The sequence below is a fragment of the Mesorhizobium sp. C268A genome (assembly GCF_040324475.1).
Taxonomy (GTDB): Bacteria; Pseudomonadota; Alphaproteobacteria; order Rhizobiales; family Rhizobiaceae; genus Mesorhizobium.
This window is the reverse complement of the sequence record NZ_JAMYVX010000001.1, coordinates 857,832-878,679: the sequence shown is the minus strand read 5'-3', so window position 1 is coordinate 878,679 and position 20,848 is coordinate 857,832. Positions and strand designations below refer to the sequence as shown.

Below are 20,848 nucleotides of genomic sequence, written 5' to 3'. Positions count from 1 at the left end.
TTGGCTCACGTCCAGAAATAGCGGACGATGTGGAAGAACACCGGTGCGGCGAAGACCAGGCTGTCGGCGCGGTCCATCATGCCGCCGTGACCCTCGATCAGGTGACCCCAGTCCTTGACGCCCTGGTCGCGCTTGATCGCCGACGCCACCAGCCCGCCAAGGAACCCCATCAGGCAGGCGATGAAGGCGACGCCTGCCGCCGCGAGCGGCGAGAACGGCGTCAGGAACGACAGCAGCGCGCCGAGCAGGCTCGATGACACCAGCCCGCCGATCAGCCCTTCCCAGGTCTTTGATGGCGAAACGGACGGCGACAAAAAATGCCGGCCGAACAGCTTGCCGAAAATGTATTGCAGCACGTCGCTGCCTTGCACGGTGATGATCAGGAAGGCGATGAGCAGGAGGTTGCGGCCCTCGAAACCGGGCACGTTGAGCGTCAGCAGCGCCGGCACATGGCTGACGCAGTAGACCGAGATCATGACCGCCCATTGCTGCGCCGACACCCGCTCGAGGAAGCGCTCGGTGTCGCCGTTGAGCGCAGTGATCGCCGGCATCAAGAGGAAGCAGTAGACGGGGATGAAAATGGTGAAGAGCCCGTACCAGGCGGTCCACACCAGCCAGTACTGGAAGGGAATGATGATGCCGAACATGCCGAGCAGCACCCAGTGGTCGCTGCGCCGGCTGTGCGTCAGCGTCACGAACTCGCGCAGCGCGGCAAACGAGATCAGCGCAAACAGGATGGTCATGCCGGTGCGGCCGAAGAAGAACGCGACGGTGATCGCCAGCACCATCACCCACCAGGCGTTGATGCGCTGGTTCAAGTTGACGAGCGTCGAGGGCAGCGGCTTCGGCGCCCGCCATGAGAGGATACCGGCAACGATGCTCGCCATGGTCAGCACGCAGATCAGGCCGGCCAGCAGGATGACGGTTTCATGCATTGGCGGCAGTGTCATACGAAGTCTCTTTGCCTGGTCATGCTAGTGGTCCCGATCGGGACGCGGGTTGAGCGACAGCAGCGTCTGGCGCGCGCGCTCGAGGAAGGTGCGGCGTTCTTCGCCGGGCGCGATCGCCACCGGCGGACCGAAGACGACGCGGCACAAAAGCGGCACCGGTAGGAACTGGCCCTTGGGCAGCACGCGCGACATGTTCTCGATCCAGCACGGGATGAGTTCGACATCCGGCCGCGCCATCGACAGATTGTAGAGGCCGGAGCGGAACGGCAGCAGATCCGCCTCCGTCGTGTTGCGAGTGCCTTCGGGAAACAGGATCAGCGAGTGGCCGTCGTCGAGCACCGACAGCATGATCGAGATCGGGTGTTGCGTTTCGTCGGTCCACTGCCGGTGGATGAGCACGGACGACAGCATGTCCTGCGCGATGAAGCGGCGCAGCCGCGACTTGCCCCAATATTCGGCCGCCGCGATCGCATGGGTGCGGGCGCGCACTTTCTCGCTCAGACAAGCCGACAGCAGGATGAAATCACCATGGCTGGCATGGTTGGCGAAGTAGATGCGCTGCCGCTCCGACGGCTGGCTGCCGTTCCAGATTGGTCTGACGCCGGTTACCACCCAGGCCGCCGCCGACAGGCCGACCGACGTCACCGTCTGCAGCAAGGTGAAGGTGTTGGCGCGCAGGTGAAGTTTTGTCATGGCTCAAACAAATGCTGCGAAAAGGGATGCCGCAGCAAACATGGCGAGCGCCATGCGCTGCCTTGTCAGCAGGCGGCGCGTGCCTGCCATGCGATGGTCGAGCGAGCGGCCGCCGGCAGTGGTGGATTTCAGGCGCATGCGCGCCAGCACATCGTCGACCGCGGCACCTCCGGCGGCCTCGCTGGCGTGGCTTGCCATCAGCCGGAACAGCAGCGCATCGAACAAAAGCAAGGCCGAAAGAGCCAGCGTGGCCACGGCGCTCGCCGCCGCGACCAGCCAGGCCGCCGCGGACAGCGCTGTCGTCTGCGGTCCGGCCACCAGGCCGATGACCGGCGCTGCCATCACAGCCGCGACCACCAGCAGGATCGGCCACACCGCCTGCACCATCAGCCCGGCGGCGAATATTTCGGCCTTCTCGGGAAAATTGTCGCCACTCATGCCGGCCAACTCATGTCGGTTCTTCCAGCCCCGGTTCATCCAGCCCGATCTGAAGGTGCACGGGCCTGCCCGACGCGGCGAGTTTCTTGCGCGCCTGTGCAGCTGTGTACGAGCGCCCCGTCACCACCAGCCAGTCGGCGACGACGGCTGCACTGCGCTGGAAGCCGAGCGCGCAGCAGACCAGGACGGTGCCGCGCCGGCGCGCCAGCTCGATCGCCGCCACCGCTCGCTCCAGCCTGTCGTGAGGCGGCGCCACGAGGTCGAGCATCGCGTAGCTGATCCAGCGGCAGGTCACGCCGCGCGGCCGTTCCATCTCGCCGGCAAGGTCGATCACTGTGCCGAAGCGGTTGGCCTCGTCGGCACTCGGAAACCGGCCGAGGAAAACACCGTCGGTGATCTCCGCTTGCGGCGCCAGTTGGCGGGTCCATACCCACACATTGATCCGGGCGCCAAGCCGGTAGGGCAGGAGCAGGATGCGGCTGGCCAGTGAGACACTGGCATCGGCCGCCTTCTGGAACACTTTGGCGCCGGCCCCGGCATAGGCGAAGGCGACGATGGCCAGCGCCAATGCCGGCCACAACAGGATGAGAAAATCGGCGGAGACAAACGCTCCGCCGGCAGCGCCGGCCAAGGCAAGGGCGGCGCCCAGCGCGTAGTAGCCCGCCAGCCGCCGCGCCTTGGGGTCGGCGGTCAGACGAAAACCCCAGAAAGGCAATTCGCCCTTGAACGGAAACAGCCATAGCGCAAACAGGCCGAGCAGCGCGCCGGTCGGAATGTCGATGAAATGATGCTGCCACGTCGTCAGCACCGAGGCGCCGATGAGAAAACACCAGACGTGCCAGACGGGGCGGAGAATGCCGCCGAGACGGTGACGTGCCAGAACGTGACGCCAATGGTCCCAGATGATCACCAGGAGTGCGATGTGCAGGGATGGCGCCTGGTTGAACGGCTTGTCGAAACCACCGAGCACTGCAAACAGGAAACCCGGCAGGCCGGTGGTTTCCGGCCGCACGAATGTCGCCGTCAGCGGGAACGCGATGAAGCAGGCGACGGCAATGATCTGCGCCGAGAGATAACGGCCGGCGAGCCGGTCGACACCGCGCCTGGTCGTGTTGAGCAGCAACGATAGGCCGTAGAACAGATTGATCGACCAATAGGGCACGATCGTCCAGGCGACGAAAGGGATGGCGTGTTCCCAGGCAAACACGATGCTGCCGACATGGTCGCGCCGCGACGCCAGCCAGTTGGCAAAGCCATAGGTCGAATAGAAGAACGGCGCCAGCAGCGCCAGCCAAAGGGCGGCCCTCAGCACGATGCCCAAATAGGGTTCCGGCGCCGGGGCAGGGTCAGTGACAGGCAGGGCCATGGTCTCAGACGCGCCGTGCGACCGAGACGGTGAAGATGCCCCATTGGTCGATGCGCTGGTCGATCTTTTCGAAACCGGCAGCCGTCACCAACTGGTCCATCTCGCCCTGCGTGCGCCGCCGCATCACCCAGGCCTGGCCGCCGCGATGCGAGGTCAGGCTGCGCGCGATCATCTCCAGCTGCGGATGCCATGGCTGGTTGGTGTAGACGAGCAGGCTGCCGGACTGCATGGCGCTGGCCAGCCCGCCGAGCGAGCGGGAAATCATCGTGTTGTCGGCGAACAATTCGTAAAGCCCGGAGACGATGGCGAGGTCCGGCGCCGGCTTTTGCCCGGCCAGCATGTCGGCATCGAAGGCGTCGGCCTGGTGGAAGCTGACGCTGGTCGGCAGACGCCGCTCGGCGATCAGCTTCGAACCCAACCCGACATTGAGCTCGGAATAATCCTGCAGCCGCACGCTTGCTGGTGGTTCAGTGCATTTGGCGACGGCATCGAGCACATAGCGGCCGTGACCGGCGGCGATGTCGAGCATGTGGACGGGACGGCCGGCTGCCTTCAGGCTGGCGGCGGCGTTGCCGATCAGCTCTTCCAGATGCAGCTTGCGCTGGCGGATGCCGCGCCAGCCGATGGCGTCGAGGAAGGTGCGGTCGACCATGCGGCCGATGAAGCCGGTGCCGCGCGCATCGTTCTCGTAGACATAGTCGAGCGTCGAGCCGGAATCGAAGCCGGTGGCGATGCCGATCTTCATGCCCGAAGACAGCCAGGCGCCCATGCGGATCGAGGCGCGACTCATCGCCCAGAAAATACCCTTGGGCGACAGCAGCGTCAGCGGCGAGGCGAGCCTCTCGGCCTCGTCGCGGGTGTAGCCGGCGCGGTCGGCCTGAAGCAAGTCGATGGTTCTCCCCGGCGTGGCAAATTGCTTTTCGAGGAATGGCCGGATCAGGTCCAGCGCCTGCTGGCGATCGCGCTCGCCCAGCGTGTCGTGGAAGAAGCCGGGCAGCACATGCCGCTCCTTGGCGCTGCTGCCGAGATTGACGAAGAACTCGTGCTGCGGTCCATGCCGCACCACCCAATCGCTGCCGGAGATCAAGAGCTGCGTCGGCGCGGTGATGGCGCGCGCGTCCGAGACGATGCGGGCAGCGTGGTCGTAAAGCTCGACCAGGATGTTGGAGGCGATCGGTCGCGTGATCAGCGGATCGGCGTCGAAGGAAGCGATGCGCTCGGCATCATGCGTCAGGAACTTCGCCTTGACGTAGGAATTGACGAAGAAGCGGCCCTTGAGCTTCTGCCACAGCGCAATGCCCTCCTTGGCGAAGGGCACGTAGAGCTTGACCGAAAAGGCCGGTGAAGCCACCACCAGCGCGCGGATGTCGGGCGCATAGTCATGCACCCAGGCAGCAGCCAGCACGGCGCCGAAGGACTGCGCGATCAGCGCGATGTCGCGCTGGCCAAAACCATCCCGGCCGATCTCGCGCACCAGGCAGTCGATATCACGCACCAGGGCGGCAAAGGACGGCGCATAGCCGCGCTCGCCGGCCGATCGGCCATTGCCGCGGGCGTCCCAGGCGTAGAAGGCATGGTCGGGCATGGCGAGCTCGTCGACCAGATGCGCCATGCGGCCGCCATGCTCGTGGCCGCGATGGAACAGCAGGATCGCACCCTTTGGCGCCGACCCGGCGGCCGGCCAGTAGCGGTAGAAGATCTCGGTGCCGTCATGGCTCTTGAACGTGCGCTCCTGCGCGATGCGCTCGAGGCTTGCCGGTGCTAGGGCGGCGATGGTCTGGTGGATCATGGTTTCCCTCTGGCGGTCGGGTGCCTGACGCTTTGGCATCAGGTGCCGCCCGCTCTAAGGCCGCTGCGTATCCGGTTGATGGCGGTTATCCCCGACAGTGTAGCCATGATCGGAAACACAAATGGCGCGATCCCCGCCACCCACAGGCCGCAAGCGAGGAGAAAGCCGATGACGCCGAGCACCAGGGCTCGGTCGCTCTTGCCGAACGGCCCGGCATAGTTGCGCCCGCTGCCTGCGGCAACGCCAAGCACGCCGGCGAACTCGACAAGCATGGCGGTAATAGCGAAGGCGACGACACCCCAGGCCGGGAACAAGGTGGCAAAGGCCAGGATCAGCGCCAGGTCCGAGACGACGTCGCAGAGTTCGTTGAGAAACATGCCGAGTTTTGATGCTTGCCCATGTTCCCTGGCCAGCATCCCGTCAATGGCGTTGAGCGCCATGCGCACGAACAGCACCACCGGCATCAAGAGGAAAACCAGGGGATGGAAGGCAAAGGCCGCGACCACCAGGCCTGTGGCTGTGGAGAGCGCGGCGGCGAGAAGCGTGATCTGGTTGGCGGTGACGCCGGCATCGGCCAGCCGGTCGGCCAGCGGCCGCAGCCTGGCCTGAAAGGCCGGTTTCAGTTGATAAAGCGTTGGCATGTGCGATCCCCCAACCGCGGCTCATGACAGTGTCGGCGAGATTGGTCAATCGGCAGGCAGGGCGCAAGGGCGTGGTTCTGCACCGGCAAACAAATGGCGGGCCCAAAGCCCGCCATTTCCATGCAGTAATTCGGTCAGGGCCATGGCCTCAGTCCGCGTCCAATCTCTCGTGCAGTCCACAGCCATTTTTGGATTGCGGTATTCACACGACAGCGGTGGTCTGACATGCTGCACGGTAGAAATCGTATTCATTTGTCGGGGTCGTCAAAGTTTGGCTGAGATCACGAAGATCGGCATTGCCGTCCTCGACGCAGGGCGCATTCTGCTGGTCAAGAAACACGGAGCGCAAGCCTATATCCTTCCAGGCGGGAAGCCTGAGGGAAGCGAGAATTATCTGCAAACACTGATACGAGAAGTAGATGAGGAGTTAGGTTGCCGCGTTGACGTCACCAGCGTCTCGTTTTTAGGAGACTTCGTCGACGAAGCTGCGGGCATGCCTGGTGTCACGGTAAAAGTGAAGCTCTATAGAGGTAATCTAGTGGGAAACCCAAAGCCAAAGTCTGAAATCGAGCAGATGCGATGGTTTTCCAGAGAGGACCGGCAAACTTTAGACGTCGCACCAAGTCTCAAGAACCTTATTTTTCCTTTTCTTTTTGGGAATTTGTCGAATTGTCCCGCTGATCGCCGTAGTGCGACTATTTAGCTGCTGTGATTTCAACCAAGAAACCACGCAGTTTCTCTCGAAACTCATCCATAGTACCGTTATTAGAAATCCGTATTGACGCCTTTGCTATCACGCCTTCCATGTGAAGATTTACTGTCTCGAATTTGTCGCGATTAGCTATCTCTTGTGGGACGAAGGGTCGATCGGCGCGTTGTATCAATCGAGAGCGTCTGACGTCGTGCTCGGCCTCTAATGCGACAAGATAAGTGGGTCGTCCGCTAGCATATATTTCAAGCTGCTCCATCTCTTCATTCAAGAATACAGCATCTACGCAAACAGAGACACCAGACTCTAGTAGGTTGCAAATCTCACTCTGGGCTTTCACTACCAATGCGGCAGGCCCGGCCTCTTTCCTCAGCTCTGTTCTGGCGATTGTTTCATTGTCGCGCGTTCTCTCTAGTCCTTTTTCCTGAACACGCTTAAGAACGAATTTTCCAAGGTAAACAATCTCGCCGCCACAATGTTTCGACAAATATTCGACGGCTGTGCTTTTTCCCGTTCCGGCGAGACCCGCAACTGCAATTATCGCTGCCATGCTAACCGTCGGGGTCCCTACCGAATCTTAGAGATGCTTAGGATGCAATAGTCGGGATGGAGTCCGCCGCCCGAAAGCGCACAAGGAAATTCCGAGGATGTGATGTATGTAATACGGACTGCAAGCTCGCGTCCCGTGTAGTTATCCGTCACTGGATCATACTCCTGCAATAACAAAGTATCTCCGACACGATAGTCCCTGTCTGTCAACTGTCTCATCTCGTGGGTCTTCAAGCCTGACAATGTCGCCTCGAACAAATGCGGCCAGGATTTCACCTTGTGGATGACTAAATCAGTTCGACTGTGGCGAGTTTCGCGAGGTGGGATTGCCGATGAGTTTTCTATCATGGTTCTGTCCATCGATTTCTTCGATACTGTAACCGATTCTCGCGCCTAGTTCTATATGTTGCGCCGAGCGGCGCTGAGTTGTCTACATATAGGTATCGTCATGTGGTGCCTGTTATGAAATCCGTGTAGTCAAAATTGAATTGAAACGGCCCGGACACTCTCGGCGGTTGCACTATTGAAAGCTCTAGCGCGTTGGCGACGTCAGGCGGTAATGACAGCGCCTCGGGGAGGGCTCCGCCAGTGCTAGACAATGGCACGTTTCGTATCTTGTCGAATGGGTCCGTATCGCCGTTCAGTCCTCGAACGAATTCGTTCGTCATACTCACGATTCGCGCAACGTCGTTGTCGTCTATCCAAAAATCCCTACCAGCACTATCCACGTAGACGACACCCGCCACTGGATTTGGTGCGGTGTATAGACCTGCTTGCTCGGGTTCCAAGATCGGAATCGCCATGACGAATCCGACCTCGCTGGCCATCTTCCTGGACGCTGCGCTCAAATCCAACGAGTTCATTGCGTTGGATAGCAGTTCTGGACTGACCGCACGAAGGGAACGAACAATCCGCCTTGTTCGGTAAGCAAGGCCGATAGTGGCATTCAAAGCGGGAAACGTTCTGGCTGCAGAGGATGCTCCCCCTCTTGCGTCGCTCGTACCAAAGTACTCACAGCACTGTTGCAAGAGCTCATCTGGCCCAAAGACAACTGCTCGATGGAGTGTGACTCGAAGCCTGCCGGGCCCTGGGTGGTCGGCACGAAGAGCGCCTGCCAGGGCGCCGCAGTACGCCGCAGCTAACAGCGCCGTAGGGCCAGGCAAATACTCTTTCCGCCACTCTGCCCTACCCGGATCGTCGACTTTGCCCGCAGAACTGAGCTTTCCCGCGATCCCAAAATAGCCGCCGGGCCAAAGAATGCCGTCCGTTTGCGAAAGAGTGGCAGCACCCAAACCGGTACGCTGGCTCTTGATCGCGGAATAAAGCGGTTCCGAAAGCATTTCCTCGAGTTGTTCCTCACGGTAGGTGCCGTGCCGGCGAACAATGCAGTCTTGTGGGATCGAATGCTGTTTGATGAGGGATCGCTCTCGCTGAGATGAGGGGACGAAGCCGCCACATTTGTATAGCAGGTAGACCAGCAACCGATTTTGAAAAGAAATCTTGGTATTCATTGGGTCGAATAAGTCGGAGAATTTACGAACCAGAAGATGAAGTACGGCATCAGTATCACGTCGAAGTCTGCCACTCAGCGCCAAACAAACATCTTCAAATTCTTTCATATATACAGGGTTTTTTTCCAAATTTTCAAGTGATTGGAACAGGCCAGAATCCCTGTTAACTCCATGCTTAGTATGCAGCTCCTTCAGCCTCAGCAGTAACTTATCCCTGCCACGGAAAAGCTCATCCAAAATTCGATCCTGTCGATATTGTGATATCCGGATGCGAAGCAAGTCAATCATCGCGCCGTCCCCTTGACCAGAGACTAAGTAGGTGCGCCGTGGCTGATCGAGGCTGGGCTGGCCAATCGTGTCGTTGCGCCAATAAGAAAGCGCCCCGTCCTTTTCTAGTCCGAATCCCACTGCGAGGATGACGATGTCAAAATTTTCGGTCGCTCCCTTCGCAGTAGTCAGGCCAGTGGTTTGGGTTCCATCATGAGGACGGCGTTCTTCGGCAACCCATTCTATATCGAGCCCGTTCCCGCCCCCTTTGGGCTCATCAACCTGAAGATGGCGGGCATTGCAGAAAAGTCGCGGCGGATCAGCGCCGTGCTCGTCGATCACTTTCTTCCATTCACCAAGTATCTGGACGACGACGTCGGAAGCTCTCGCCGCAGTCCAATTTAGCACGGGGAGCATAGCGACACTTGCGCTGCTACCTTCGCCAGGCCAGTCGTAAATTCGGGGATGGAGCCATCTTGAATCGCTTCCGTGCTGCAGCGGCAGCAACGTATCCCTTTGTTCGAATATGGTAATCTTGGCGTTGGCCTGTTTTTTCATCAGAGCGGCCGCCGTCGCCAACCCCGCGATTCCCCCACCAATGATAGCTACTTTCATCGGCTCATTGTGGTCTTCTTCATCTGTATCAGGGCTGCAGGAGACAAAGTCACTCTCCACAGCTGCCCAAATGAGGTTCAGGGCGCGGACTTGCTGACTAAAAACCGTCACGCCGTTGTCGTAGGTCCCGACGAGGAACAGCGGTGTTTTGCCAACACGGTAGGAGTCGAGTATGCGGGCGGGTGTCTTCGCATCGGACAATAGGTCACGTCCTCCACTGCCTCAGTCTTGTTCGAATCACTTCTTCTTCTGGGTCATCGCCTGTCACGTACACTCTTTCAGGGGGAAGAGTAGCGACAAGGTGATCAAGCTTCAAAGCTGCTGAAACGATCTTATCCAGTAAGCCAACCTCAGCCTCCCGGCCTCTCTCCATCAGTCGAGAGATAATCGTCTCAGGTGGCTGCTTCAGATAGACGTAACCTATCGGTGGGCCCACCTTATCTGTCATTGCGCCATAAACCTTGGCGTAGATTTCGAGCTCTTCCTGAAGCCTAAGCGATGCCCAAAGATAGTCCGACAGGAAAGACCAATCGCAAATCAAGATACCACCCTCAATTGTGACTGGACTTGCCACTAAATATACATGTTGCAACAGAAAATTGAGGTCGTAGGGAAGGTAGCCAGTGACGCCAACCGCTGCGTCATTGCCCCAAAACGAGTTCTTGGTGTGATCCTCGGCTAGCACTCCCCCAAAAACGGGTCCGAAGCGCTTAGCCAGCGTGCTCTTTCCAGCCCCGAAGACGCCCAAGATTTCAACGCGGGGTCGTCGACTTTGTGTCTGCAACTTTGACGGTGCTAGGGTTACCATTCTATCCTCGGAGGCTAGCTAAGTGCGCAATTGGGCGTTTTCTTGCATCTTGGAGCAGCGCCGACTGTTCCTGATCGACCAAATTCAGCTTTTTAGAAGGCGCCTTGTGCAAGGCCGTACAGCAAATTGCGGTGAAGTATCCAGAGTCAATTAGCAGATCGTGGCCTTGCGACAGCTGTAGCTTGGTGTGAAGCTTACACGAGGCGCTTCGGCGGCCCGCCGGTATCCGCGGCCTCAGTCCGCTTCGCCGGCCGAACCTTTGCCGCACTGCGCCAGCACCTTGCCGATCGCAGCGCTCGAGCCCGTCAGCGGAAAGCTGTTCTCGCCATATTTGTCGGCCGTAACCGTGACGTCGCCCTTGCCGCGCAACAGGCCGAGCAGTGGATCGTCTTTGCTCAGCTCAGCCGTGAAGTAATTATACATGGCTTCGAGGTCGAGCTTTTTGGTCACGCTCTTGTCACCGCCCTTGAAGGTGAAGGAAGCGCTGATGCCGGGCTCCAGCTGCTGGCCGGCCGCACCCAGATCGTAGCTCAGCACCGGCTTGTCGAAACAGACGAGCATCAGATGCGCATCGGCCTTCGGTCCGCCGCACACCGAAGCCGTCAGCACGCTGCCGCCTTCGTCTTCTTCCATCTTGGCGCTCCAACTGCAGGACGCGGCAAAAGCCGGCTGCGCGGCTTGCAGCGCGGCCAGAACGGAACTTGCCATGATGAACTTCGCCAATGCACTTTGCATGATCCCCTCCCAACCTTCCTTCAACGAGATCATACAGGACAAAAGGCCTGATGACAGCGGCATATGCCGTCTTAGCCCCCGGCGCGCCCCATTGATCAAGCCTTTGAGACCGGCCTCGACGTCCAGGGCGGCTCCGGCGCGAAGCGCTTGCCGATCCAGTCGGCGAAGGCGCGTGTCTTGGCGGCTTGTCCCTTGGCCGAGGGCATGACGACATAGACCGCGCCTTCGTCGGCCAGCGTCCAGTCCGCCAGCACCGGCACCAGCCGTCCGTCGGCGAGTTCGCGTCCGACCAGCCAGTCGGTGCTCATCATCAGGCCGAGGCCCTGCACCGCGGCTTCGACCAGCACCTCGGCGTCGTCGCAAACCATCGGCCCCGAGACTTCGACGTTGACGCGGCGTCCCGAACTGTCGGTCATCTCCCAGGTTGGAAAGGTCTGGAAGCCGGAGAAGCCGAGGCAGGCGTGTTCTGTGAGCGCTTCCGGCGCTTCCGGCGTGCCCCGGCGGGCGAGGTAGGAGGGAGCAGCGCACAGCAACCGCCGCCGTGTCGCGATCTTGCGCGCCACCAGGCGCGAGTCCTCCAGCGCGCCGAGACGGACGGCGACATCGAAGTTCTCTGCAACGAGATCGACGAACCGGTTGGAGAACTCGGCCTCGATGCGGACATCCGGGAACGTCGCTAGAAATTGCGGCAGCAGCGGCCCGATCCACATACGGCCAAAGGTTCCCGGCATCGCCAGCCGCAGCAAGCCCCGCGGAGCCCCGCTGGCATGCGCGGAAGCAGCAGCCTCAGCTTCGTCTACCGAGGCCAGGATGGCGCGGACACGCACCAGGAACTCCGCTCCGGCCTCCGTCAACGACACGCTTCGGGTGGTCCGGTGCAGCAGCCGCACGCCGAGCCGCTCCTCCAGCGATTGCAGGCGGCGTGACAGAACCGTCGAGTCGCGCCCGACGCGCAACGCTGCCTTGGTGAAGGAGCGCGCTTCCGTGATGGCCGCAAAGGCGGCCATTTCGGCAAGGCTGGCGGGGTCGCGTCATTGCTGCATAAAGCACAGGATTCAAATGTAAAAATTCCAGATTATCTGCTTGTAGCGCAGCAGATAGCTTCACTCAATCCTGACGATTGACCCCTTAAACAGGAATGCGTGAGCCATGAAAGCCATCGAACTGACCGCCGCCAAGCTGGACGCCTTTCGCGCCACCACCATTGCCACGCCTGAACCGCAGCGCGGCGAAGTGCTGATCCGCCAGCGCGCCGCGAGCCTGAATTTCGTCGATGTGGCGGTGGCCAGCGGCAATTATCACGTGCCCGGCTTTCCGCTCATTCCCGTCGCCGACGGCGCCGGCGAGATCGTCGCGCTGGGGGAGGGCGTTACGGATTTCGCCGTCGGCGATCACGTCATTGCCCATGCCAAGCCGCGCTGGATCGGCGGTCCGCCCCAGCCTAACGAGATGACACAGATGCGCGGAATTTCGCTGCCGGGGTCGCTCGCCGAATATGTCGCGCTGCCGGCCAACTCGCTCGTGCCGGTACCGGCTCGTCTCTCCTTCGAGGCGGCGTCGACGCTGCCGATCGCCGCGACCACCGCCTGGAACGCCGTCCGCGCCGCCGATGTCGGGCCGGGCTCGGTCGTCGTGCTGCTCGGCACCGGCGGCGTCTCCATCTTCACCCTGCAGCTGGCGAAAGCCGCCGGCGCCACCGTCATCATCACTTCTTCGTCGGACGAGAAGCTGGGGCGGGCGAAGGCAATCGGCGCCGATCATCTCATCAACTACCGCGCGACGCCCGACTGGGACGGCAAGGTGCTGGAACTGACCGGCGGCCTCGGCGCCGACCTCGTCGTCGAGACCGCCGGCACCGCCACCTTCGCCCGCGCCGTCAACGCCACCGCGCCTGGCGGCACGCTGTTCACCATCGGTTTCGTCACCGGCGCCGAGGCCACGGTCGACCTGCTGCCGATCATCATCAAGGCGCTGAAGGTGGTCGGCAACAACACCGGGTCGGTATCTGACCTTCGCGCCGCCGTCCGCGCCATCGCCGCCGCCCGGATCGACCCGGTCGTCGACAAGGTGTTCAGCCAGGAGCAGGCGGCCGAAGCCTACGCGCACATGGCGGCAGGCGGGCAGCATTTCGGCAAACTTGCGTTCAAGCTCGACTGGTAGCCGAGGCGCGCGAGCGGCCAATCTCCCCCCTTGAGGGGGAGATGCCCGGCAGGGCAGAGGGAGTCGGTCCGACCGGGCTCGACCTACTGCGGCGGAAGGAGGTTGGCGCTCTACGAGAGGCGACCCCCTCTGTCGCCTTCGGCGACATCTCCCCCTCAAGGGGGGAGATTACGCACGCCGCTTCCTAGATCAACTTCTCCAGCGTGATCGGCAAGTCCCGCACTCTTTTGCCCGTTGCATGGAACACCGCATTGGCGATCGCCGGCGCCACGCCGACGATGGCAAGCTCGCCGACACCTTTGCCGCCGAGCACCGAGGAGTGCAGGTCGGGAATGCCGACCGAGATCACCTCGATGTCCGGGATGTCGGCATTGGTCGGCACCAGATAGTCGCCGAGATTGTTGTTGACGATGCGGCCATGCCTGCGGTCGACAATGCCTTCTTCCAGCAGCGCCTGGCCGATGCCCATGATGATGCCGCCCTTCCACTGGCTCTCCGCGAGTTTCGGGTTGTAGAGCCGGCCGGAATCCAGCGCCGACACCACGCGCGACACGCGCACGGTGCCGAAATCCTCGTCGACGCGCACCTCGATGAAATGCGCGCACCAGGAGTGGCGCGAATAGTCGCCCTCGGTGTGCGGCAGTGCCGCCGCGATGGTGGTGTAGTTCTTGTAGCGATCCTCGGCGGTCGAGTTCGCCGGCATGGTGTCGCCGGTGGCCTCGATGCGGTCGCGGCCGACGCTGGCCAGCAGGTCGGCGATCGAGACATCGGGACCATCGCCGCGCGGCGACCTCATGCGGCCATTGGCGACGACCAGCGTGTTGGCCTGGAGCGCGTGGAAGGGCGAGCGCGGATCGCTGATCGCCAGTCCGACAAGCTGATCGAGCGCCGATGTCGCCGCTTTGTAGACCGCGCCCGTCATCACGCCGGCCAGCCGCGACCCGCCGGCCACGCCGGCGCGGGGATACCGGGAATCGCCGAGCTTCACGACGACATGGTCGGCCGCCACGCCGACCGTTTCGGCCGCCGTCTGCGCCAGGATCGTGTAGGTGCCCTGGCCCATGTCGATCGAGGAGCTTTCGACCTCGACCGAGCCGTTGGCAAGGATACGCACGATGGCCTCGCCGTAAGCGCGCCGTACCGGATAGGTGCCGGCGGCGACGCCCCAGCCGATCAGCTGGTTGCCATCGCGCATAGAACGCGGTTTGGGCGTGCGCTGGGGCCAGCCGAAGCGTTCGGCGCCAGCCGCGAAAGCCTCGCGCAACTGCCGCGTCGACCAAGCCTTTTTTGCGTGCGGATCCTGCTCGGCGTAATTCCTCAGCCGGATCTCCAGCGGATCGATGCCGACCTCGTAGGCGAGCTCGTCAATGGCGCTTTCGATGCCGAAGGCGCTAGGGTTTTCGCCCGGCGCGCGCATGGCGCCGGGCACCACCGAATTCACCCGCACGACATTCTGCTTCGAGGAGAAGTTGGGCGTCGCATACATGATCGAGGTGACCACGCCCAACGGCTCGACCCACATGCCGTCGATCGACGTTTCATTGACGCCGCGATGCACGATCGACTGGATTTTTCCGTCACGGTCGGCGCCGATCGTCACCGTCTGGCGGGTCGCGGCGCGGCCGCCATAGCCGGTAAAAGTCTGCGGCCGAGTCATGACCACCCTCACGGGCCGTCCCAGCATCTTGGCTGCGGCAGCCGCTACCGCGCCGTGGCCGAGCGCCAGCGCCTTGGAGCCGAAGCCGCCACCGATATAGGGCGAGACCAGCCGTACATTTTCGAACGGCACGCCGAACCATTCGGCATAGGTGCGGGCCATACCGTCGAGCCACTGGCTCGGTTCCCACACGGTCAGCCGGTCGCCCTCCCAGCGGGCGATGAGGCCATGCGGCTCCATCGGCGCCTGGTATTCGCGCGGCGTGTTATAGGCGCCGCAGACGCGCACCGGGGCAGCGGCGAAAGCGGCCTGCGCATCGCCCCATTCCTTGGTCATGGCGGCGATCGGAATGCCGTCGCCCGCCTTGGCGTCGCTGAGGTCGACGATGGCCGGCGTCTCGTCATAGCTGACCTTGACCATCGCCGCTGCCGCAACGGCCTGCTCGAAGGTCTCCGCGATGACCGCGGCGACATGCTGGCCCGAAAAGGTGATATCGCGCGCCAGCGGGCAGTAGGGCTTGTCCGGCGGCGGTGTGCCGAACCAGTCCGATGCAGTCTTCAGCGGCATGATGGTGTCCGGCGTCAGCACCTTGAGCACACCAGGTGCCGCCTCCGCGGCTGACGTGTCGATCGAGCGCACCTTGCCTGACGCGATCGTGCTTTCGACCAGGACGCCCGAGGTTAGCCCATCGAGTTGCTGCTCGACGGCGTATTTTGCCGCACCGGTAATCTTGGCCGGGCCGTCGACGCGCGACAGCCGCCCGCCAACCTGATCGGCAGTGCCGTCCGAAGCGTCGCCGTGCCGTGTTCTTGGGTCGTGAATGGTCATGCCATGGCTCCCGTCTTGAGGATGGCGCGGGCAACGACGCGCGGCGCCAGTTCGATCTTGTAGTGGTTGGCGCCGTGGTCGATCGCCCCTTCCATGGCGAGCAAGCTGGCTGCCCGCACCCTGTCTTCGCTGAGCACCTTGCCCTTCAGCGCCGCTTCCACGGCGTGCGCCCGCCACGGCTTCGTCGCGACGCCGCCGAGCGCGACGCGCAGGTCGCGGATGGTGCGGCCATCGGTTTCGAAGTCGATGCCGACCGCGGCACTTGCGGCGGCGAACTCATAGGACTGCCGGTCGCGAACCTTGAGATAGGTCGAACGCCGGGCCGTGCCGGAAGCCGGTATGCTGATGGCCGTGATCATCTCGCCCGGTTGGATGGCATGTTCCCTGTCGGGCGTGGCGCCGGGCAGGAGAAAGAAGTCGTCGACGGCAACCTGGCGTTCGCCAAGATGAACCACGGCGTCGAAGGCAACCAGCGCGGTGGCGAGATCGCCGGGATACATGGCGATGCAGGCGTCGCTGGTGCCGAGCACGGCATGGCCGCGGGTGACGCCACCGATTGCCGAGCAGCCGCTGCCGGCCGAGCGCTTGTTGCAGGCGGAAAAATTCGCGGGATCGCGGAAGTAGGGGCAGCGCGTGCGCTGCATCAGATTGCCGCCGATGGTCGCCATGTTGCGCAGTTGCGCGGAAGCCGCCTGCCACAGCGCTTCGGAGACCGCGGGAAAGCGGCTCTTGATCTCGGCATGGTCGGCGACGTGGCTCATCTTGGCCAGCGCGACGATCATGGCACTGTCAGCGTCGACCTTGATGGCGTCGAGTCCTTTGAGATGGGTGATGTCGACCAGGCTGTCGGGTTCTGCCACGCCGCATTTGGCGAGATCGACCAGCGTCGTGCCACCGGCAAGCAGCATGGCCCCAGGCAGGGCGGCCGCCTGTCGTGCCGCATCGATGCTATCGGCGCGAACGTAGGAAAAATCCCTCATGACGCGACCTCCAGTGCCGCCTGGCGCACGGCGGCAACGATGTGCGGATAGGCGCCGCAGCGGCACAGATTGCCGGCCATGTATTCGCGGATCTCGTCATCCGAGCCGGCATGGCCCTCGCGGATGCAGCCGACCGCCGACATGATCTGTCCCGGCGTGCAGTAACCGCACTGGAAAGCATCCTGGTCGAGGAAAGCAGTCTGAACCGCGTTAAGCGTGCCGTCGTCGCCGGCCAATCCTTCGATGGTGGTGATCTCGCGGCCTTCGACCTGTGCTGCAAGCGTCAGGCAGGCCAGCACGCGCTGTCCCTCGACATGCACCGTGCAGGCGCCGCACTGGCCCTGGTCGCAACCCTTCTTGGTGCCGGTCAGGTTAAGACGGTCGCGTAAGGCGTCGAGCAACGTGACGCGCGGCTCGACCTGCAGTTCGTGACTGTGTCCGTTGATGGTGAGACGGATTGGGATAGTGATGGATTTGGTTTGGTCGATCATGAGGCGTCTGGCTCCAGTTGCTTGACGCTAGGGATTGATGGGGCTCGAGTGGGAGAGGACACGGGAAGAGGCGACGGTGCGCCTAATCTCCCCCCTTGTGGGGGAGATGCCCGGCAGGGCAGAGGGGGGCGCGAAGGAATGCGACGTTCCCGATTTACATGCGTCGAAATAGACCTTTTCCAAGCGGGTGTTGGTCAGGCCTTGATAGGCTGGCGGGACAGCGCCCCCCTCTGTCCTGCCGGACATCTCCCCCACGAGGGGGGAGATTGGCAGCTCTGCCGCCCCGACTCTCCAGCGGGCAGGGATGCTTAAGTCTTCACAATCTCAACACGTGACATACCGGCTCCCCTGATTATATGATAAGGCTGCTCCACTAAAACGGAGGCGCCTCCGTTTATCTAGTTGGGGGCTTACCCCTTTGGGTTCAAGCCCCCATATATCGACAGTGGAGAAAAAATTGACCGAGCAGTCGCAAGCAATTGCCGACGAGAAGCGCGAAGCCGCAGCGCCAAGGCAACTGCGCGCCGATGCGCAGCGCAACCGCGACCGGCTGGTCGAGGTTGCGGCAGCGGCCTTTGCCGCGCACGGCGTCGATGCCTCGCTGGAGGAGATCGCGCGCCAGGCCGGCGTCGGCATCGGCACGCTCTACCGGCATTTCCCAACCCGCGAGCATCTGGTCGAAGTGGTCTACCGGCGTGAAGTCGAGGCGCTCTGCGCGGCTGCCGATGACCTCGCCAGCCACCATTCGGCCGACATGGCGCTGGAACAGTGGATGCAGCGCTTCGTCGACTACATCGCCACCAAGCGCGGCTTGGCGGCCAGCCTGCGCATCCTGTTCAACACCAATTCCGCCGTGTTCTCCGACATGTCGGGCCGGGTGTCGCTGGCCTTGCGGCAACTGGTCGAGGCGGCGGTGGCCGAAGGCTCGATCCGCAGCGACGTCGACGCCTCCGATGTGCTGCACGCACTCGGCGGCATCTACTCGGCCCCCGACACCAAGGACTGGCGCGACCGCTCGCGCCGGCTGGTCAAGCTGCTGATGGACGGGCTGCGGTTCGGGGCAGGGAAGAGGTGACCTAGCGGCTCAAGCCGAACCATCGACCGCATAGAACCGAAACGCGCCGGGCAGCCCGCTTGCCGCCATTTCGCCACGCTCCTCGAACCGCAGGCCGGAGCCGATCACGAGATCGCGCACCGTCCTTGATGCGATGATTTCGCCCGGCCGCGCATGGTCAAGCAGACGCGATGACAGTTCGATCGCCGCGCCTGAAAATTGATGGCCCCGCTGCTCGCACTCGCCGATATGCACCGCCGAGCGGACCTCGACACCGGATTGCCGCAAGCGATCGCGGATGGCGATCGCGCACTGGATCGACCGCGTTGGCCGCTGGAACACCGCGAGCACCTTGCCGTCCGATCGGCTGATCTCTCTGCCTTCGGCCGCGAGGAGTTCGCCACGGAGCGCTTCGGCGTGCCGCTCGGCCGGGTCGATGCCGAAAGGCGAGCCCGTCATATCGAGGGACAGCACCGACACAAGCAGCCGTTCGCCTGGGGCCGCCGGCAAGGCGCCGGTGACGAAAGCCTGGATCTCGTCGACGATCCGATCGGAATTCTCGCCCCAGATGACGTGGTCGCGGCCGGCGAACTCAATGTATCGGGCGCCCTCGATGTGCGTCGCCAGGTAACGTCCTTCTTCCCGCTTCACCCAGCCGTCGCCAGTCGTCTGCATGATCAGTGTCGGAACATGGACAGCAGGCAGAATGTCGCGAACATCGATTTCGGCTCCCCAGCGCCACAGGGCGATCGCGTCGGCGGGCGAGGCAGAATTCCTGAGATAGGCGGCGAACCATTCTGTCTCGAACGTGTCGCTCATCAGACTGGGCGCCGCGTTGCTCATATCCGCCGCCGCTCCCCATTCTTTCTCGACGATCGCCAGATCCTCTTCCACCTGCTCGCTTGTCTTCGCCCACGGATAGTCTTGTGACCACCTGCCGCGGGCGTAGGCCCCATTGAGCACGAGTGCCGCTGTGCGCTCGGGATAGGTCGCCGCGAACAGCATGCACATCGGGCCGCCCTCGGAGCTGCCGAAAAGCACCGTGCGCTTCGAGCCAACCGCATCCAGCACTGCCCGCACATCTTCCATCCGCTCTTCCAGGGTCGGCAGACCGACATTGCGGTCCGAGAGCCCGGTGCCGCGCTTGTCCATGCGGATTAGGCGCGAGAAAGTGCCGAGCCGCCGGTGCACATGCGAAAGCCGCGGCGAGCCCCAGGCGTGGTCGAGGTTGGAGACCCATCCCGGCACATGGATCAGGTCGACCGGACCGTCGCCGGTCACCTGATACGCGATGTTGATCCCGACCGATTTGACATAGTGGGTCGGGGGGGCTGCGAGTTCGTGGCTGAAGCCGGTAGCGTCATCCGCATCAGTCGTGGGTGGCCGTGCCGGCGCCATTGTGCGGCGTGTGCGCAGCGTCTCGAACAATTGCCGCGTCTCCGGCTCCGGCTGCAGCTTGAGATCGCGTAGAAGCGCGGTGCGGCAGTGCTCATATTGCTTCAGCGCGAGATTGGTCCTGCCTTGCGCCGCATAGGCGCGCATCAGGGCACGGTGGACATCCTCCCTCAACGGGTCCATGGCCAGCAGGCGCGCCGCCGCGCGCACGCATGCGGCAGGATCGTTCGTCGCTGCATAATGCGCGACGAGCCTGTCGAGCGCCGCGACGGCCAGTGCCCGCAGCCGCTCGCGTTCGATCCTCAGCCAGTCCTCGAATGGCTCCTCCTTCAGGCCGAAGCCGTCGAGCAGGTCGCCGCGGTAGACATTGAGCGCCAGTTCGAGGTCTTCGGGTGCCGGGCTGGCGACCAGCGCCTCGAACCGCGCGACGTCGAAATCAAGGCCGTCGAGATGCAGAGCGACGCTGTTGCCATCGGTGAGGAAGCGGCCGCCGCCGCACGTCTGCATGGCCTTCCTGACAGACGATACCGCTTGCCGCAGGCTCATTCGCGCCTGGGCCTCGCTGTTGATGCCCCAGAGCAGGGTCGCCAGCTTCTCGCGCGACTGCGAATGCCCCGACTGCAGCGCGAGATAGGCGACCATCGCACGCGCCTTGCGGCTGATGGCTGGAACCGTGGCCCCGACGCCAGCAAAGTCGAAACCACCCAGCAGGTGAAGATAAGGTCCGGTCATCGGATCCGCCACGGTCACAGCGCGACGACGATCCGCTCAAGCTCGGTCCATTTCAACACTTATTCCGCCGCCGAGGCGCTTTTCACGATTCCATCACGCAGGTTCCCACGCGTTGCTCACGGCGCTTGAGGAGATTGTCGCACTGGATCTCTTTTCGCAGGAGGATACCGTGCATCACCCTGGCCCGACCGAGTGGCCCATCTGGCATGACGACCCCGGGCGCGGCCGGCAGGAGCTTGGCGCACCATCGCGTCACGATATTGCGCTGGCCCGCTATCTCGAAACACAACAGGCCCATCGGGCATTGGCGGCTCGCCGGTTCGATCCGGTGGCGGTCGTCGGCCGCTTTTTCCGCGCAGCGTTGCGCGGGGCGGCCAATGCCGAGGCGTGGATGGACGACGTCGGCTTGACGTTGTCCAAAGCCCATGCGGAATTCAACAAGACCCTTTGGGGTCGCTGAGCGCGGCGGCGCCTGCTTTG

20 protein-coding genes are annotated in these 20,848 nt (G+C 62.7%); 4 read left to right on the top strand and 16 right to left on the bottom strand.

All coding sequences use genetic code 11. From position 1 onward, the window contains the following. Positions 1–5: 5 nt before the first annotated feature. Genes NKL06_RS04455 through NKL06_RS04430 form a run of 6 tightly spaced genes read right to left on the bottom strand, consistent with a single transcriptional unit; the run spans position 6 to position 5,877 of the window. Positions 6–935, bottom strand: coding sequence for a phosphatidate cytidylyltransferase (locus NKL06_RS04455; RefSeq protein ID WP_031201228.1), 930 nt, complete (start codon positions 933–935; stop codon positions 6–8). A gap of 39 nt (positions 936–974) precedes the next feature. Next, entirely contained in the window at positions 975–1,643 is a 669-nt protein-coding gene (locus tag NKL06_RS04450; protein ID WP_023672504.1) for a lysophospholipid acyltransferase family protein, read from the bottom strand. 3 nt (positions 1,644–1,646) lie between these two features. Beyond that, entirely contained in the window at positions 1,647–2,081 is a 435-nt protein-coding gene (locus NKL06_RS04445) for a hypothetical protein (protein WP_023693832.1), read from the bottom strand. A 10-nt stretch (positions 2,082–2,091) separates the two neighbouring features. Further along, positions 2,092–3,447, bottom strand: coding sequence for a phosphatase PAP2/dual specificity phosphatase family protein (locus NKL06_RS04440; protein ID WP_023693831.1), 1,356 nt, complete (start codon positions 3,445–3,447; stop codon positions 2,092–2,094). A gap of 4 nt (positions 3,448–3,451) precedes the next feature. Beyond that, positions 3,452–5,233: a bifunctional alpha/beta hydrolase/class I SAM-dependent methyltransferase gene (locus NKL06_RS04435; protein WP_031208640.1), complete on the bottom strand. Its 1,782-nt coding sequence runs from the start codon at positions 5,231–5,233 to the stop codon at positions 3,452–3,454. A 41-nt stretch (positions 5,234–5,274) separates the two neighbouring features. Next, positions 5,275–5,877 carry a CDP-alcohol phosphatidyltransferase family protein gene (locus tag NKL06_RS04430; RefSeq protein ID WP_023693829.1) on the bottom strand — a complete coding sequence of 201 codons (603 nt, stop codon included), beginning with the start codon at positions 5,875–5,877 and terminating at the stop codon, positions 5,275–5,277. 271 nt (positions 5,878–6,148) lie between these two features. Here NKL06_RS04430 and NKL06_RS04425 point away from each other — a divergent pair, with 271 nt between their 5' ends. Continuing rightward, on the top strand, positions 6,149–6,580 hold the full coding sequence (locus NKL06_RS04425) for an NUDIX hydrolase (protein ID WP_023693828.1): 432 nt from the start codon (positions 6,149–6,151) through the stop codon (positions 6,578–6,580). Here NKL06_RS04425 and NKL06_RS04420 read toward each other — a convergent pair. From NKL06_RS04420 to NKL06_RS04395, 6 genes are all read right to left on the bottom strand, one after another. Next, the gene (locus tag NKL06_RS04420; protein WP_023693827.1) at positions 6,573–7,136 is read right to left on the bottom strand and encodes an AAA family ATPase; all 564 of its coding nucleotides are present in this window, start codon (positions 7,134–7,136) and stop codon (positions 6,573–6,575) included. The two genes, NKL06_RS04425 and NKL06_RS04420, sit on opposite strands and share 8 nt — an antisense overlap. Before the next feature lie 17 nt (positions 7,137–7,153). Then, entirely contained in the window at positions 7,154–7,483 is a 330-nt protein-coding gene (locus NKL06_RS04415) for a DUF3850 domain-containing protein (RefSeq protein ID WP_081725508.1), read from the bottom strand. A gap of 98 nt (positions 7,484–7,581) precedes the next feature. Further along, on the bottom strand, positions 7,582–9,729 hold the full coding sequence (locus tag NKL06_RS04410; protein ID WP_023693826.1) for an FAD-dependent oxidoreductase: 2,148 nt from the start codon (positions 9,727–9,729) through the stop codon (positions 7,582–7,584). A gap of 4 nt (positions 9,730–9,733) precedes the next feature. Next, the gene (locus tag NKL06_RS04405) at positions 9,734–10,276 is read right to left on the bottom strand and encodes a deoxynucleoside kinase (RefSeq protein WP_023807770.1); all 543 of its coding nucleotides are present in this window, start codon (positions 10,274–10,276) and stop codon (positions 9,734–9,736) included. Between the two features lie 294 nt (positions 10,277–10,570). Next, positions 10,571–11,071, bottom strand: a complete 501-nt coding sequence (locus tag NKL06_RS04400) for a hypothetical protein (protein ID WP_245267155.1) — start codon at positions 11,069–11,071, stop codon at positions 10,571–10,573. A 95-nt stretch (positions 11,072–11,166) separates the two neighbouring features. Then, complete coding sequence (locus NKL06_RS04395) at positions 11,167–12,078, bottom strand: LysR family transcriptional regulator (RefSeq protein ID WP_031210665.1); 912 nt, start codon at positions 12,076–12,078, stop codon at positions 11,167–11,169. Between the two features lie 142 nt (positions 12,079–12,220). On the opposite strand from NKL06_RS04395, the gene NKL06_RS04390 reads away from it, so the two are divergent. Beyond that, complete coding sequence (locus NKL06_RS04390; RefSeq protein WP_023693823.1) at positions 12,221–13,231, top strand: zinc-dependent alcohol dehydrogenase family protein; 1,011 nt, start codon at positions 12,221–12,223, stop codon at positions 13,229–13,231. Between the two features lie 184 nt (positions 13,232–13,415). Here the strand turns inward: NKL06_RS04390 and NKL06_RS04385 are convergent, their stop codons facing one another. From NKL06_RS04385 to NKL06_RS04375, 3 genes are read right to left on the bottom strand one after another with little or no spacing between them, the layout of a single operon-like run. Then, positions 13,416–15,716, bottom strand: coding sequence for a xanthine dehydrogenase family protein molybdopterin-binding subunit (locus NKL06_RS04385; protein WP_023693822.1), 2,301 nt, complete (start codon positions 15,714–15,716; stop codon positions 13,416–13,418). Then, complete coding sequence (locus NKL06_RS04380; RefSeq protein WP_023693821.1) at positions 15,713–16,696, bottom strand: FAD binding domain-containing protein; 984 nt, start codon at positions 16,694–16,696, stop codon at positions 15,713–15,715. The genes NKL06_RS04385 and NKL06_RS04380 overlap by 4 nt, the downstream gene beginning before the upstream one ends. Continuing rightward, entirely contained in the window at positions 16,693–17,187 is a 495-nt protein-coding gene (locus tag NKL06_RS04375) for a (2Fe-2S)-binding protein (RefSeq protein ID WP_023693820.1), read from the bottom strand. The genes NKL06_RS04380 and NKL06_RS04375 overlap by 4 nt, the downstream gene beginning before the upstream one ends. 457 nt (positions 17,188–17,644) lie before the next feature. On the opposite strand from NKL06_RS04375, the gene NKL06_RS04370 reads away from it, so the two are divergent. After that, complete coding sequence (locus tag NKL06_RS04370) at positions 17,645–18,262, top strand: TetR/AcrR family transcriptional regulator (protein WP_032895903.1); 618 nt, start codon at positions 17,645–17,647, stop codon at positions 18,260–18,262. A 9-nt stretch (positions 18,263–18,271) separates the two neighbouring features. Here the strand turns inward: NKL06_RS04370 and NKL06_RS04365 are convergent, their stop codons facing one another. Next, entirely contained in the window at positions 18,272–20,368 is a 2,097-nt protein-coding gene (locus NKL06_RS04365; RefSeq protein WP_031210664.1) for an alpha/beta fold hydrolase, read from the bottom strand. 112 nt (positions 20,369–20,480) lie between these two features. On the opposite strand from NKL06_RS04365, the gene NKL06_RS04360 reads away from it, so the two are divergent. After that, positions 20,481–20,828 (top strand): hypothetical protein, encoded by a 348-nt coding sequence (locus NKL06_RS04360; protein ID WP_023693817.1) that lies wholly within the window; start codon positions 20,481–20,483, stop codon positions 20,826–20,828. Positions 20,829–20,848 lie beyond the last annotated feature (20 nt).

Bases quoted from the DNA above. Each gene is read 5' to 3' on its own strand.
- NKL06_RS04400 (WP_245267155.1), bottom strand. From the start codon at position 11,071: ATGCAAAGTGCATTGGCGAAGTTCATCATGGCAAGTTCCGTTCTGGCC.
- NKL06_RS04365 (WP_031210664.1), bottom strand. From the start codon at position 20,368: ATGACCGGACCTTATCTTCACCTGCTGGGTGGTTTCGACTTTGCTGGC.
- NKL06_RS04430 (WP_023693829.1), bottom strand. From the start codon at position 5,877: ATGCCAACGCTTTATCAACTGAAACCGGCCTTTCAGGCCAGGCTGCGG.
- NKL06_RS04385 (WP_023693822.1), bottom strand. From the start codon at position 15,716: ATGACCATTCACGACCCAAGAACACGGCACGGCGACGCTTCGGACGGC.
- NKL06_RS04450 (WP_023672504.1), bottom strand. From the start codon at position 1,643: ATGACAAAACTTCACCTGCGCGCCAACACCTTCACCTTGCTGCAGACG.
- NKL06_RS04455 (WP_031201228.1), bottom strand. From the start codon at position 935: ATGCATGAAACCGTCATCCTGCTGGCCGGCCTGATCTGCGTGCTGACC.
- NKL06_RS04390 (WP_023693823.1), top strand. From the start codon at position 12,221: ATGAAAGCCATCGAACTGACCGCCGCCAAGCTGGACGCCTTTCGCGCC.
- NKL06_RS04415 (WP_081725508.1), bottom strand. From the start codon at position 7,483: ATGATAGAAAACTCATCGGCAATCCCACCTCGCGAAACTCGCCACAGT.
- NKL06_RS04380 (WP_023693821.1), bottom strand. From the start codon at position 16,696: ATGAGGGATTTTTCCTACGTTCGCGCCGATAGCATCGATGCGGCACGA.
- NKL06_RS04375 (WP_023693820.1), bottom strand. From the start codon at position 17,187: ATGATCGACCAAACCAAATCCATCACTATCCCAATCCGTCTCACCATC.
- NKL06_RS04395 (WP_031210665.1), bottom strand. From the start codon at position 12,078: ATGGCCGCCTTTGCGGCCATCACGGAAGCGCGCTCCTTCACCAAGGCA.
- NKL06_RS04440 (WP_023693831.1), bottom strand. From the start codon at position 3,447: ATGGCCCTGCCTGTCACTGACCCTGCCCCGGCGCCGGAACCCTATTTG.
- NKL06_RS04420 (WP_023693827.1), bottom strand. From the start codon at position 7,136: ATGGCAGCGATAATTGCAGTTGCGGGTCTCGCCGGAACGGGAAAAAGC.
- NKL06_RS04445 (WP_023693832.1), bottom strand. From the start codon at position 2,081: ATGAGTGGCGACAATTTTCCCGAGAAGGCCGAAATATTCGCCGCCGGG.